Here is a 14,193-nt window from a genome sequence, read left to right as displayed (position 1 = left end):
ATGTCTAAAATATTATTTTTCACAGTCATTTTTTTGAGCTTATCAGTCTCTTCCTGTGTGTCTTCTAAAGTGCATAAAGACTTGCAATCCCGGTATGATAATCTTCAGTCTAAAAATTTGAAGCTTTCTCAAGATTTTAAACAAACAAAAACATCCGGTGAGAAGGAACTGGCATCGCTTCAGGCGGAATACGATGGGTTAAAAGCAGAAAGAGATCAGTTGCAACAGGATTTCGAGCGTACCTCTGGCAGGTATGAAAGCCTGAAAGATTCCTATGATGCATTGGAGGCAAATAGTTCATCTGTACTTGCAGAAAACTCCCGACAAAACAGAGAACTTTTGGCAGAACTTGACCAAAAAGAGAAAACCCTTGCGGCAGAGCAGGCAAGATTGGAAAAACTGCAAAAGGATCTTACCGCCCGGATAAATAGAATTAATGAACTTGAAAGCCTTATAGCAGCGAAAGATGCCAAAATGAATGCTTTAAAAACGGCAGTTTCAAATGCGCTTACCAATTTTGAAGGAAAAGGTCTTACGGTAGAACAGCGGGATGGGAAAGTCTATGTTTCAATGGAGAATAAACTGTTGTTTAGTTCAGGAAGCTGGGCTGTTAATTCTGAAGGTAGAAAGGCGGTTCAGCAATTAGGATCTGTTCTTGCTCAAAATCCCGATATCGCAGTTTTAATTGAAGGACATACAGACAATGTCCCTTATGGAGGTAGCGGACAATTAAATGACAACTGGGATCTCTCTACAAAAAGAGCGACTTCCATCGTTCAGATACTTCAGGAAAACAAGGGGATAGATCCCCAAAATTTAACTGCCGCGGGGCGTGGGGAATTTGCTCCAGTAGCTCAAAATTCAACGGCAGAAGGTAAAGCTAAAAACCGAAGAATAGAAGTGATCCTAACTCCCAAACTGGATGAAATAAGCCAGATGTTAAATGAAATGGAGGAGTAAAGATTCTTAAATTATTTTAATCCCTCATTGAGGATTTAACCCGCCTTACCGTCGGGCAGGTTCCCCATCCCGATAGAATATCGGGATGTTTCGAATTTTTAAAAGGATTTTTGAGTTGATACCTCTCGTGGGCGGTCCTGCCCGGAGGTTCTGGATTTACTGAAAAAAAATAGATACAATTTATCGCTTTTGACTAAAGCAGTTTAATTATACATTTAAATGAAATACACCAATTTACCTGGCACAGATATTAAAGTTAGTAAAGTATGTTTGGGTTCCATGACCTGGGGCCAGCAAAACAGCGAAGCTGAAGGCCATATGCAGCTGGATTACGCCTTGGAGAGAGGCGTGAATTTTATAGATACCGCAGAGATGTACTCAACTCCTGCACGAAAGGAAACCCAGGGGAACACTGAAAAAATTATAGGTTCCTGGCTAAAAAATGCCGGAAACAGGGAAAAAGTAGTGCTGGCCTCAAAGATAGCAGGACAGGGAAATGCGGTTGCTCATATCCGTCCGAATCTTGGATTCAGCAAGGCTGCGCTTACCGAGGCTATCGATGCAAGTTTGAAGCGGCTCCAGACAGATTATATAGACCTGTACCAATTGCACTGGCCGGAAAGGAATACCAACTTTTTTGGCAAAAGAGGCTTTACCGTTGATGAAGATGAAGAATGGCAAGACAACTTTAAGAAGATCCTATTTGATTTGGGAGGTTTTATAAAGTCCGGGAAAATCCGGGAAATAGGATTGTCCAATGAAACCCCCTATGGAGTTATGCGATGCGTTGAGGAAGCCAGAAATGGTGCTCACAGGATATGCGCGGTACAAAATCCATATAGCCTTTTGAACAGGAAGGATGAAATTGGTTTAACCGAAATATTTCATCGGGAAAATATTGGGTTACTCCCTTATTCTCCATTGGGAATGGGAACTTTAAGCGGTAAATATTTAAAAGAATCCCCGGTAAATTCCAGATTGACTTTATTTCCTCAATACAACAGATATTCAAATCCACAGGCAGTGGAAGCAACCTCAAGGTATGTGGCACTTGCAAAGAAAAATGGAATAACCCCGGTTCAACTGGCACTGGCTTTTATAGAAAATCAGCCGTTTGTTACCAGTACTATAATTGGAGCAACCACTATGGATCAACTTTCAGAAAATATAGATGGTTTTGAAGTGAAACTTTCCGAAGAAATTATAAAGGAGATAAATGAAATTCATGAGGCAATCCCAAATCCGGCACCTTAAGAACTATAAAGGGGCAACAAGATTTTCGTGAATAAAAGCAGCCTGATTTCCCAGGGTGCGTATATGGTACCAATCATTTGATTTTCCTAGAAATATCAGGGTATCATTTAATTTTGAATTTCCTATAATTCTGGAGCCGTTGGCGTAGGGTTTATCCCTTAAATTGGCGGTTTTCCCGGTTACTTTCATAGAAAATAATTTTAAGGTATCTGTGCGGGAATTAAATTCCGGATTTTCTATTTGAAAAATATGATATAAAGGGTCAATAGCACCTTGATAATTTTTATAAATCCCAAAATGTAAATGCGGTGGAGTGGTTCTGGCATTGCCGGTATTACCTACATATCCCAAAGTATCTCCCCTTTTCACCAATTTACCCGAAATGGGTTCTATGCTGTCTAAATGGGCATAGTACAAAGATTGGCTCCTCTTAGGATCCCTGAGCCAAACTTGTTTGCCTCCAAGGCCTTTTTCACCAGATGAGGTAATATATCCATTGATTGCGGCCACCACAGGAGTACCTCTGGCAGCAAAAATATCGACTCCCTCATGGCTTCTTCTACCCGCATCCCGGCCAGCTCCCCAAAAACTTTGCATATTCTTATTGCCTGCTCCAGAAACCGGAAAAAGATATACAGGGGATTTTTTAACTTTAAAAACAAAAGGAGAATTAGCTTCCATTGCGGGTTGAACTATAATTTTATAGGTCCCCGTTTCTTTTATTTCATAGGTCAATCTGGATTCTTTATATTGGGCGGAAGCAATAATTTTATAGGGTTTTATTGAATCGTTTTGTTTTAGATACAAATCTATAAACACCATTGGCGGCGGTGATGCTGTTTCCGCTTCTATTCCCAGTTTTTCGCCTGGATTTAGTGAAACATTATAGGAATAAATAAGGAATCCCCTTGGCGTAAAATCCCCTGTTGAAAAATAAGGAAGGTCTATTTGAAGGCTGTCTTTTAATGCGTTGCCTACTTGATTTTCCCATAGGTTGAAAAGCGCTGGAGAAGAGCTAAATTCCTGTTGATACTTTTCTTTTGCTGAAGGACTTGTAATAAGATCTTTTGCTTTGTTGAGTTGTGAGCATCCCATAAAACTACCAACGCATAAAATGCCTAAAAAATAGAAAGTCGATCTTTGCATAGATATTTCCCTGCAGATTCTATGCCATACCCTAAGCAAATAGAAATTGCACGACATCTTCAATCCTGGCGGCCCTTTGAATTTTTATCTGGTAATTATTCTTCGGAAGTTTGGTTTGTTTTGAGATCATAATTGTTGCAAAACCAAGCTTTTCAGCCTCCAAAATTCGTTGTTCCACTCTGGGAACAGGTCTTAATTCTCCGGCCAGGCCTACTTCTGCAGCAAAACAAATATCCTTTTCAATGAAAACATCTTCATTGGAGGATAAAATGGCTGCTATTACTGCAAGGTCTATGGCAGGGTCATCTACAGAAATACCACCGGTAACATTCAAAAATACATCTTTGGCTCCCAATCGAAATCCTGCACGTTTTTCAAGCACGGCAAGCAGCATGTTAAGTCGTTTCGAATTGTAACCCGTTGTAGAGCGTTGAGGAGTCCCATAAACCGCAGAACTTACCAAGGCCTGGATCTCTATCATTAAAGGCCGCATACCTTCCATAGTAGAAGCGATTGCAGTTCCGCTCAGGCCTTCATCATTCTTAGAGATCAATATTTCTGAAGGGTTGGTCACTTCACGTAATCCGCTGCCCAACATTTCGTAAATTCCTAACTCATGGGTGGAGCCAAATCGGTTTTTATGTGCTCTCAGGATCCTGTAAACGTGATTGCGATCCCCTTCAAATTGCAACACGGTATCTACCATATGTTCCAAAACTTTTGGTCCGGCTATACTCCCTTCTTTAGTGATATGTCCTATGAGGATAACGGGAACTCCAGTTTCTTTGGCGTACTTAATGAGCTCTGTGGTGCATTCCCTGATTTGAGAAATGCTTCCGGCAGAACTTTCAATGTAATCACTGTGCAGGGTTTGAATGGAATCTATGATCACGATCTCCGGCTGAAGCGTTTCTATTTGTTTAAAAATATTCTGGGTTTTGGTTTCCGTCAGTATATAGCAATTGGCTGGATTAGGGTTGATACGCTCTGCACGCATTTTTATTTGTTGCTCACTTTCCTCCCCGGAAACATACAAGGTTTTTTGTTTCAGATTTAAAGAGATTTGCAATAACAAGGTGCTTTTTCCAATTCCCGGCTCACCCCCAAGAAGGGTGAGCGATCCGGGAACAAGTCCGCCACCCAAAACCCTGTCAAGTTCCAGGTTATTGGTGTTTAGCCTGGCTTCCGTAGAGACCTGAATATCGGCTATTTTGGTTGGTTTTGGTGTTCTTTTAACCTCCCGTACCAATGCTGTTTTCCAATCTTTTTGATCGGGCTTTTGAATAACTTCCTCTACAAGGGTGTTCCATTCTTTACATGAAGAGCACTGGCCCTGCCATTTTGGATGTTGTCCACCACAATTTTGGCAATAGAAGATCGTTGTTGGTTTAGCCATATTTTCCCTGACTCTTTTTTTAAGTTTTTAATCCCTCATGGAGGGTTTAACCCGCCTGCTCGTCGGGAAGGTTCCCCGTCCCGATATTCTATCAGGACGCCTCGAATTTTTTAAATGATTTACCAATTTATACATCGTGGGCCTGCCCAAAATGAATTTTATTCAGGCGGGCCCGCCCGTACCGTTCGGGCGGGCCTCAAGATATTGATTGGCCTCTTAATAGTTGAAATCTTTTTTGATCTGATCTGCTTTTCCCAGCATAAAATCCACCGTTAAAAAAGATATGGGTTCCTGTCCATAGGCTTTTTGATAGGACCGCATAGCACTTTTTGGGTTGCCCATTTCCTCGTCGTACCGGGCATCAAAATAGGTTCCCAGCATCGTGTTTGGGTAATGATCATTGGCTAATTTGGAGAGATCTTTTAACTCGTCCCATCTTCTTGTTTTCTCCATCGCATTATACACAGCCATAAAATCATTCAATCGTATCTTTTTATCGATTCCGAAGAGGCTTTTAATAGTTTTATACTTTTCTACCAGATAATCATAGGAAGAAACAGAGGTTTGTAGAAGTATACTGTTATAATCCTGAATGGAAATAGGTCGATATACCTTGAAAATTTGCTCTATCGATTTAGGGATTGCATTCCCTACGAGTGTATAATGTGTTGCATCCTGAAAATTATCAAAGTTATAATGCAGGTTTTTGTTATTGATATTTTTCAATTGAGCATCAAAACTTAAAATAGGCTCTTTCAAAGCCGAAATATCTTCAGAAGAAGTGGCCAGATAATACCAGATTGGCTCGGTTGTCTTTTCAAGGGACGTGGTGATACGATTTGCCATTTCCGGAGCAAGATCTGGGCTGAGGTTGATATAACCGCGGAATAATGGCTTCTCCTTTAAGAGGTAGTAGTTAATGAAATTTGAAGTGAAATCATGGCCCACGATCACGCGGAAATTTGCAGTTCTATAATTTGAATCTAGAAACGGCATTAATTCCATTCCTATGAATTCAAAAAATGCAGCTCCGGTTTTGGAGGGTAAAAAGGTGTTTTCATCAAAATAAGCATCGGATTCCCGTGTAGAGGATTGGTTGATCCCAACAACGATCATCTCCGGGATATCTTCCCAGTAGGAATAATAATCTATGTTTCCTGCAACCGGCTCAAAGAGATAATCGCCATCGAGTACGATGATTATAGGGTAGGATTTCTCTTTGTTTTGCTCATAGTTTCGTGGAAGCTGAATCTTTAGCTGCCGTTCCTTTCCCAGTTTTGAAGAAGATATTTCTTTATGGATAACCTGGGAAATTAAGAGGTTGGGCAGGGTTAAAAGTAACAGCAAAAGTAGTTTTTTGTGCATAGGTTAAGTTTTTTGATTACCACACAATGTAGCTATTATTTTTGACGGTTAAAAATTGGAAGAAAAAGGAAAGAAAATCCTCCTGCCAAAATCACCAGTAGGGTTTGTGTTCCCCAGGTAATCCATCCAAATGCTTCGCCAGCTTCTTTGCTAATTCCAAACAGCATTAGACTCGCGCCTATAGCAATGGGATAAACCCCAATTCCTCCATTGGTTGCGGAAATTGCAAAGGAGCCTACCACAAAGGCCATCATCACCACGCCAAAAGGCATTGCTGCGGTTTCAGGAACTGTAAAAACAAGCGCATAGAACATCAAGACATACATGAGCCAAATGAAGACCGTGTGAAAAATGAACGCTCCTTTATTCTTCATTTTTAAAATACTTCGCATTCCTTCCAACAAACCTTTAGCAAAAACTTTAATCTTCAGGATAACCCCATTTTTGGATTTTCTAATAAGTTTTAAGGTAAGGACCCCAGCGGCTAAAAGTCCAAAAAGAATCGCAATGGTTAGAAAAGGATTTATATTGTTTTCCTTAAAATAGGTAAGCAAATATTCTGTTTGCAAGATCATTGCAATACCAATAATGAGCAAAAGCATAATAAAATCGGCAATTCTTTCAGAAATTATTGTTCCAAAAGCTTTTTCGAAAGGTATTTTCTCGTATGTGGAGATGGTAACTCCCCTAAGGACTTCCCCGGATCTTGGAATTCCAAAATTTGCGAGGTAGGCTACCATAACGGCCATAAAACTGTTTAGGAATTTGGGTTTGTATCCCATAGGTTCCAATAAGAATTTCCAACGGTATGCACGGGAAATATGAGATAGCAGTCCTAACAACATAGATAGAAGAATCCATCCGGGATGGGCCTGGGTAATATTTTCCAATAATTGTTCTCTCTCTGAAGGGGTAGAATTTTTTATGGAATACCAAATTAAAAAAACTCCCAGTGAAAGTGGGAGTATAATTTTTAATATTTTTTTTGTGGATCTTTTCAAAAATTAATTGAGGAGATTGGTTTCTTCATCGGGAAACACAAGGGATGGTTTAAAAGCTTTGGCTTCTTCCAGCTCCATGATCGCGTATGTGATAAGGATAAGAACATCACCTTTTGCCACTCTTCTTGCAGCGGCTCCGTTTAAAGTGATCTCACCAGAATTTCTGGGTCCGGGGATCGCGTATGTTTCAAGACGTTCCCCGTTATTGTTGTTCACTATTTGTACTTTTTCTCCTTCAATAATATTGGCGGCATCCATAAGGTCCTGATCAATGGTAATGCTCCCGATATAATCAAGATCGGCTCCGGTACATTTTACGCGGTGTATTTTAGATTTTACTACGTGAATTTGCATTTTTGAATTTTAATAATTTAAGGCAATATTGTCAATTAGCCTAACCTCTCCGGCATAGGCAGCAATAAAAGCCCTGTATGTTAATTTCTGATCGTTATTTTTTCCAGATTTAAGAGTTTTTGAATCGGCTATTTCAAAATATTCCAGCTTTAAATCTGGGTGGTTCTTAAATTCATTTTCCACCCAACCTTTTATTTCATTGGCATTTTCTATGCCAAATTTCCCCTTTACTTTCATCAGCATCTGATATATAAAAGAAGCTTCTTTCCTTAAATTAGCGCTTAGTCGGTCATTTCTTGAACTCCTTGCCAAGCCGGTATCTTCACGATCTATAGGGCAGCCGATCACATCGACGCCCAGATTCTGTTTTTCGTTTAATTTTCTAATGATTTGTAATTGCTGAAAGTCTTTTTCCCCAAAAAATGCCTTATCGGGTAGAACTATTTCAAAAAGTCTTTTCACTACAGTACCAACTCCGTTAAAATGTCCGGTTCTGTATTTTCCTTCCATTTCATTTTCAATTCCATCAAAATCAAAATGCCCTGCCTGGATCTGTTTTCCATATAATTCTTCAGTATTCGGAGTAAAAAGAAGTAAATCCAGCTGTAAATCTTTCAGTAAAGCGATATCTGTATCTAAAGTACGGGGATAGTTTTCAAGATCCTTAAGATTGTCAAACTGGGTTGGATTAATAAAAATACTCACCACTACGGCATCACAAGCTTTAGCGGCCTGCTTCACAAGAGAGAGGTGTCCCAGATGCAAAGCGCCCATAGTAGGCACGAATCCAATCGTATTTTTTTTCTTCTTAAGGCGTGAAATCTCACGCTGTAAAAGGGCTTTTTCTCTAAATATCTGCATTTTATTATAAAATTAACAGCGTGCAAACTTAAGATATTACCGTCAAACTGCATAAAATTTTGTAATTTTGCATGTTTTTTATTCGCAAAAGCAATACACATATGAAAGATAAGAGGATATTATACGTATCATCTGAAGTAATTCCTTACCTGCCCGAAACCGATATATCATCTATGTCTTTTGATGCTGCCAGAATGGTAAATGGGCTGGGAGGCCAAATTAGAATATTCATGCCTCGTTATGGCAATATCAATGAAAGGAGACACCAATTGCACGAAGTGATACGGTTATCTGGGATGAATTTGGTAATCGATGATCTGGACATGCCGCTTATTATAAAAGTTGCTTCTATTCCCAAGGAAAGAATGCAGGTTTATTTTATTGATAATGAAGATTATTTTAAAAGAAAAGCCACGTTGACTGATGAGGATGGAAATATGTTTCCAGACAATGATGAACGTGCTATTTTCTTTGCAAAAGGGGTAATTGAAACCGTGAAGAAACTTAACTGGTCTCCGGATATAATCCATGTTCATGGATGGTTGTCTTCATTATTGCCATTGTACATCAGGAATTATTACGGAAAAGAGCCCTTGTTCTCTGAAGCCAAAATTATTACCTCGGTATACAATCAAAGCTTTGATGGCACGTTAGATAAGAAGATGAATAAAAAAATTCTTTTTGATGGTTTGGAAGAAGAAGATGTGAAGCATCTTAAGAAACCGGATTACGTGAATATCATGAAAACGGCTATTGACAATTCTGATGCCGCAATTATAGCGGGCGACAACATCCCTGAAGAATTAAAGAAATATTTAAGCAAACTGGACAAGCCTGTTTTGGATTATAAAAGTCCGGAGGAATTTTCTTCAGCGTATCAAGAATTTTACACTACTCAGGTTTTATCACAATAAGTAACTTATACCCAATGATTTTATTGAAAAGATTAGGCTTTATACCGGCTGTATTAATCGCTGTTCTGGCATTAGTGTCCTGTGATGATGATTTTACTACAATTGGTGGAGAGCTTATAGGTGGGGAATTTGATTCTTTACCTTCCTACAGCGCCGGAGTTCAAGCGCATAGTAAGAATTTAGGCGCAGTTCAAACAAACGGTTTGCCCGTAAATTTACTGGGCGTTTATAAAGAGCCTGTTTACGGGCTACAAACAGCCAGTGTGCTCTCTCAATTATCACTTTCAAGCCCTAAGCCCGATTTTGGAAATGAGCCCAGGCTGGATAGCGTTATTTTAACACTGCCATATTTTAGTACAAGGTTAGAGCCAGACGAAGATGGAAATCCTGTTTTTAGGTTGGATTCCGTATATGGTGATTCCCCTTTTAAATTGAAAGTTAGCAGATCAAATTTCTTTTTAAATGACTTTGATCCTGAAAGCAATTTTGAAGATCGGCAAAAATATTACTCCGATCAAGGCCCTGTTTTTAAGGCCAGTTTGATTGGTGATCCGCTTTATGTTGATGAATCTTTTCAGCCATCAGCAAGTGAAGTGGTCTATTTTGAAAATGATCCAAGCACACCGGGAAATGAAATTGATACTGTAAGAGTAAGTCCCAGGTTAAGGGTTCCTTTGCCAACGCAATTCTTCAAGGAGAATATTATAGATAAGCAGGGCTCTTCAGAATTGTCCAACAATAACAACTTCAGAAATTTTATAAGAGGCTTGTATTTTGAAGCAGAACCGTTAGATGGCAGCGGCTCGATGATGTTGTTGAATTTAAGTGGTAACGAAGCAGGAATTGTCCTGTATTATACGGCTTTTCAAACAGTGGAAGATTCTATTACAGAAATTCCGGGATCTTATAAACTCGACCTTGGAGGGAATACTGTGAACACATATTCTCAGGAACTTCCAGCGCAAATTGCCCTGGAGATCCAAGAAGCTTCTGAAGAAACTGGTGCAGAAAATCTTTATCTGAATGGTGGAGCGGGCAGTATGGCAGTAATAAATCTTTTCGAGGATGAAGCTGAGCTGGAGGAGTTAAGGGCGAATAACTGGCTAATCAATGAGGCAAGTTTAACCTTTTTTGTTGATCAGGATAAGGTTTTTGGTGGAAATTCAGAACCGGAGAGAATTTATCTTTACAACCTGAAGACAAATCAGCCACTATTTGATTATAGGATAGATCAACCGAATGTTGATTTCCCATTGATTTCTCTCACGAATCATTCTGGAAGATTGGTAAGGGATGAAGATAAAAACGGAATAAGTTATAAGATAAGGATCACGGAGCATGTTAAGCAAATTCTTGGTGAGGATGGCGAGAATGTGAAACTTGGTCTTGTAATAACTCAAAATATTAATTTACTGGCAAATTCAGCCTTAAAAAACCCTGTTGATGGGATTGACAGAGTGCCTTCAGCTTCTGTAATCACACCTCGAGGAACAGTGCTTCATGGGAATTTGGAAAGTGATCCAGGCAAAAGATTGAAATTTAATATTATTTATACGGAAACTAACAATTAAGATATGTGTGGAATTGTAGGATATATTGGACATAGAGATGCTTATCCAATAGTTTTGAAAGGCTTGGAAAGACTTGAATATAGAGGTTATGATAGCGCAGGAATTGCATTATATGATGGGGAACAGCTTAATCTATGCAAGACCAAAGGGAAGGTTGCCGATCTTAAAGCGAAGTTTGAGAGCACTACCTCTACAAAAGGACATGTAGGGATAGGGCATACAAGATGGGCAACTCACGGAGTTCCTAACGATGTAAATTCGCACCCTCATTATTCAAATTCAGGGAATTTGGTGATAATACATAACGGGATAATAGAAAATTTTGCAACTCTTAAAAAAGAACTTGTAAAAAGGGGATACACCTTTCAGTCAGATACAGATACGGAAGTGCTGGTGAATCTGATAGAGGATGTCATGATAAACGAAAAAGTGAAACTTGGTAAGGCGGTGCAAATAGCACTTAACCAAACCGTGGGCGCTTATGCTATCACTGTTTTTGATACCAGAAAACCTAATGAGCTTGTTGTCGCTCGATTGGGAAGTCCATTGGCAATTGGAATTGGCGAAAATGAATTTTTTATAGCCTCGGATGCTTCTCCGTTTATAGAATTTACAAGCAATGCAATTTACCTGGAAGACGGGGAAATGGCCGTGGTACGACTTGGGAAAGAAATAAAGGTGAGAAAGATCCATGATGATTCTCTGGTAGATCCTTATATTCAAGAGCTTCAACTCAACCTGGAGCAAATTGAAAAAGCTGGGTACGATCATTTTATGCTGAAGGAGATCTACGAACAACCAGATGCGATAACCGATACTTACCGCGGAAGAATGTTGGTAGAAGAAGGGATTATTAGAATGGCAGGGGTAGATGATAATATGGCACGCATCGCAAATGCAAAAAGAATCATTATTGTTGCTTGTGGAACTTCCTGGCACGCCGGATTAGTTGCAGAATATATTTTTGAGGATTTGGCCCGGATCCCGGTGGAAGTAGAATATGCTTCTGAATTCCGATACCGAAATCCTGTAATTTCTGAAAATGATGTGGTAATAGCGATTTCTCAAAGTGGTGAAACCGCAGATACTATGGCGGCTATAAAACTAGCTAAAGAAAAAGGAGCCTTTGTTTTTGGTGTATGTAATGTGGTTGGATCCTCTATATCCAGAGAAGCTCATGCCGGCGCATATACACATGCAGGTCCCGAGATTGGGGTAGCTTCTACCAAAGCTTTTACCACTCAAATTACAGTACTTACTTTAATGGCTTTAAAATTGGCCAAACATCGCGGTACAATATCCGATTCAACTTTTAGATTCCATTTGCAGGAATTGGAAAGAATTCCGGCAAAAATCACTAAAGTGCTGGAAGAAAACGATCATATAAAAATAATAGCTGAAAAATATAAGAATTCACCTAATTGCCTTTATTTAGGAAGGGGATATAATTTCCCTGTAGCATTGGAAGGAGCTTTAAAACTTAAGGAAATTTCCTATATCCACGCAGAAGGTTACCCGGCAGCCGAAATGAAACATGGGCCTATTGCCTTAATCGATGAATCCATGCCAGTAGTTGTAATTGCTACCAGTAAAGGGCATTATGACAAAGTAGTGAGCAATGTTCAGGAAATAAAGGCCAGGCAGGGGAAAATTATTGGAATTGTTACAGAGGGAGATGAGGCCGTAAGAGAACTGGCAGATTATGTAATCGAAATTCCGGAAACCATCGAGTCATTAACTCCGTTATTAACTACGATTCCACTTCAGCTTTTATCCTATCATATCGCTGTGATGTTGGGTAAAAACGTTGATCAGCCTAGAAATTTGGCGAAATCGGTTACGGTGGAGTAATTTTTTTGTGTTAATTCAAAGAACCCTTTCGATCTATTCGGAAGGTTTTTTTTGTTTTCTTCGGAAGCAATTGTAAAAATAATTAAGGAGAAACAGTTAGTACGGAGGAGAAATAGTTAGCACGGATTTGAAATCCGTGCTGAACAAAAACCGAAAAAAAGTTGTTGGGAAGCCTGTAGAATTTTATAAAGAAAAAACTATCTTTGCAGCCTGAAACAAAATTTTGATGAATTCGGATTTTATAAGTATTTGTCGAACAGAATTATAACAATTATTATATTAAACATTAAAGGAATAGATAATGTCTAAAATCACAGGTAAGGTTGCACAAATTATTGGTCCTGTAGTGGATGTAGCTTTTAATTCAGAAAATACTGGATTACCAAAAATTTACGATTCTCTTGAAATCACCAGAAAGGATGGATCTATTCTGGTTCTTGAAGTTCAATCCCACGTTGGAGAGAACACTGTAAGGACCGTTTCCATGGATTCTACCGATGGATTGAGCAGGGGAGTAGAAGTAGTAGCCACAGGAGCACCTATACAAATGCCTATTGGAAAAGATGTGTATGGCCGATTATTCAATGTGATTGGAGATGCCATTGATGGAATGGAGAATTTGCCAAAAGCAGGTGAGCATGGATTGCCAATTCACCGTGATGCACCAAGATTTGAAGATTTATCTGTTTCCACAGAAGTTTTATTTACCGGAATAAAAGTTATCGATCTTATTGAGCCTTATGCAAAAGGTGGTAAAATTGGATTGTTTGGAGGAGCTGGTGTTGGAAAAACAGTACTTATCCAGGAATTGATAAACAACATTGCAAAGGGACATGGTGGTCTATCCGTATTCGCCGGAGTTGGTGAAAGAACGAGAGAAGGGAATGACCTTTTGAGAGAGATGTTGGAATCTGGAATTATAAAATATGGAGATGACTTTATGCACTCTATGGAAGAAGGAGGATGGGACCTCTCTAAAGTAGATAAAGCTGCTTTAAAGGAATCTAAAGCAACCTTCGTTTTCGGACAAATGAATGAGCCACCGGGAGCACGTGCACGTGTTGCACTTTCCGGACTTACTATAGCCGAATATTTTCGTGATGGAGCGGGGGAAGGACAAGGAAAAGATGTACTTTTCTTTGTAGATAACATTTTCCGTTTCACTCAGGCAGGATCTGAGGTTTCTGCCCTTTTAGGAAGGATGCCTTCTGCCGTTGGTTACCAACCTACCTTAGCTACAGAGATGGGAGCTATGCAGGAACGTATTACTTCTACTAAAAATGGTTCTATTACATCGGTTCAGGCGGTTTATGTGCCTGCAGATGATTTAACCGATCCGGCGCCGGCAACAACCTTTGCCCACCTGGATGCAACTACAGTACTTTCACGTAAAATCGCGGAGCTTGGTATTTATCCTGCGGTAGATCCTTTGGATTCTACTTCAAGAATTCTTACTGCCGAGATCCTTGGACCAGAGCATTATAATTGTGCGCAACGCGTAAAAGAGCTGCTGCAACGTT

The 14,193-nt window shown here is 39.5% G+C and carries 12 protein-coding genes; 6 read left to right on the top strand and 6 right to left on the bottom strand.

Annotation, left to right across the window (positions count from 1 at the left end; translation table 11 throughout):
* Positions 1-960 carry an OmpA/MotB family protein gene (locus GILLI_RS09160; protein ID WP_006988822.1) on the top strand — a complete coding sequence of 320 codons (960 nt, stop codon included), beginning with the start codon at positions 1-3 and terminating at the stop codon, positions 958-960.
* Between the two features lie 219 nt (positions 961-1,179).
* A complete protein-coding gene (locus tag GILLI_RS09155) occupies positions 1,180-2,214 on the top strand; it encodes an aldo/keto reductase (RefSeq protein WP_006988821.1) in 1,035 nt (344 codons plus the stop codon).
* Between the two features lie 3 nt (positions 2,215-2,217).
* On the opposite strand, the gene GILLI_RS09150 is transcribed toward GILLI_RS09155, so the two are convergent.
* The 6 genes from GILLI_RS09150 to panC all read right to left on the bottom strand — a co-directional run bounded on the left by GILLI_RS09150 (position 2,218) and on the right by panC (position 8,337).
* On the bottom strand, positions 2,218-3,360 hold the full coding sequence (locus tag GILLI_RS09150) for a M23 family metallopeptidase (RefSeq protein WP_006988820.1): 1,143 nt from the start codon (positions 3,358-3,360) through the stop codon (positions 2,218-2,220).
* 31 nt (positions 3,361-3,391) lie between these two features.
* The gene (radA, locus tag GILLI_RS09145) at positions 3,392-4,756 is read right to left on the bottom strand and encodes a DNA repair protein RadA (RefSeq protein ID WP_006988819.1); all 1,365 of its coding nucleotides are present in this window, start codon (positions 4,754-4,756) and stop codon (positions 3,392-3,394) included.
* A 216-nt stretch (positions 4,757-4,972) separates the two neighbouring features.
* Positions 4,973-6,121, bottom strand: a complete 1,149-nt coding sequence (locus tag GILLI_RS09140) for an alpha/beta hydrolase (protein ID WP_006988818.1) — start codon at positions 6,119-6,121, stop codon at positions 4,973-4,975.
* A 35-nt stretch (positions 6,122-6,156) separates the two neighbouring features.
* Entirely contained in the window at positions 6,157-7,122 is a 966-nt protein-coding gene (locus GILLI_RS09135) for a lysylphosphatidylglycerol synthase transmembrane domain-containing protein (RefSeq protein WP_006988817.1), read from the bottom strand.
* A gap of 3 nt (positions 7,123-7,125) precedes the next feature.
* Positions 7,126-7,476 (bottom strand): aspartate 1-decarboxylase, encoded by a 351-nt coding sequence (panD, locus tag GILLI_RS09130; RefSeq protein ID WP_006988816.1) that lies wholly within the window; start codon positions 7,474-7,476, stop codon positions 7,126-7,128.
* Between the two features lie 9 nt (positions 7,477-7,485).
* Positions 7,486-8,337 carry a pantoate--beta-alanine ligase gene (gene panC, locus GILLI_RS09125; protein ID WP_006988815.1) on the bottom strand — a complete coding sequence of 284 codons (852 nt, stop codon included), beginning with the start codon at positions 8,335-8,337 and terminating at the stop codon, positions 7,486-7,488.
* Positions 8,338-8,438: 101 nt separating this feature from the next.
* On the opposite strand from panC, the gene GILLI_RS09120 reads away from it, so the two are divergent.
* The 4 genes from GILLI_RS09120 to atpD all read left to right on the top strand — a co-directional run.
* Positions 8,439-9,251 carry a glycogen/starch synthase gene (locus GILLI_RS09120; RefSeq protein ID WP_006988814.1) on the top strand — a complete coding sequence of 271 codons (813 nt, stop codon included), beginning with the start codon at positions 8,439-8,441 and terminating at the stop codon, positions 9,249-9,251.
* Between the two features lie 14 nt (positions 9,252-9,265).
* On the top strand, positions 9,266-10,822 hold the full coding sequence (bamH, locus tag GILLI_RS09115; protein WP_006988813.1) for a BamH family beta-barrel-assembly machinery protein: 1,557 nt from the start codon (positions 9,266-9,268) through the stop codon (positions 10,820-10,822).
* 3 nt (positions 10,823-10,825) lie between these two features.
* The gene (gene glmS, locus GILLI_RS09110) at positions 10,826-12,673 is read left to right on the top strand and encodes a glutamine--fructose-6-phosphate transaminase (isomerizing) (RefSeq protein WP_006988812.1); all 1,848 of its coding nucleotides are present in this window, start codon (positions 10,826-10,828) and stop codon (positions 12,671-12,673) included.
* 301 nt (positions 12,674-12,974) lie between these two features.
* Positions 12,975-14,193: F0F1 ATP synthase subunit beta (gene atpD, locus GILLI_RS09105; protein WP_006988811.1), on the top strand; the 1,219-nt coding region annotated here is incomplete at its 3' end.

The organism is Gillisia limnaea DSM 15749 (assembly GCF_000243235.1).
In the GTDB taxonomy this organism is placed as follows: domain Bacteria; phylum Bacteroidota; class Bacteroidia; order Flavobacteriales; family Flavobacteriaceae; genus Gillisia; species Gillisia limnaea.
Note: the sequence above shows the minus strand (reverse complement) of the source record. Positions and strands in the feature narration are given on the sequence as shown.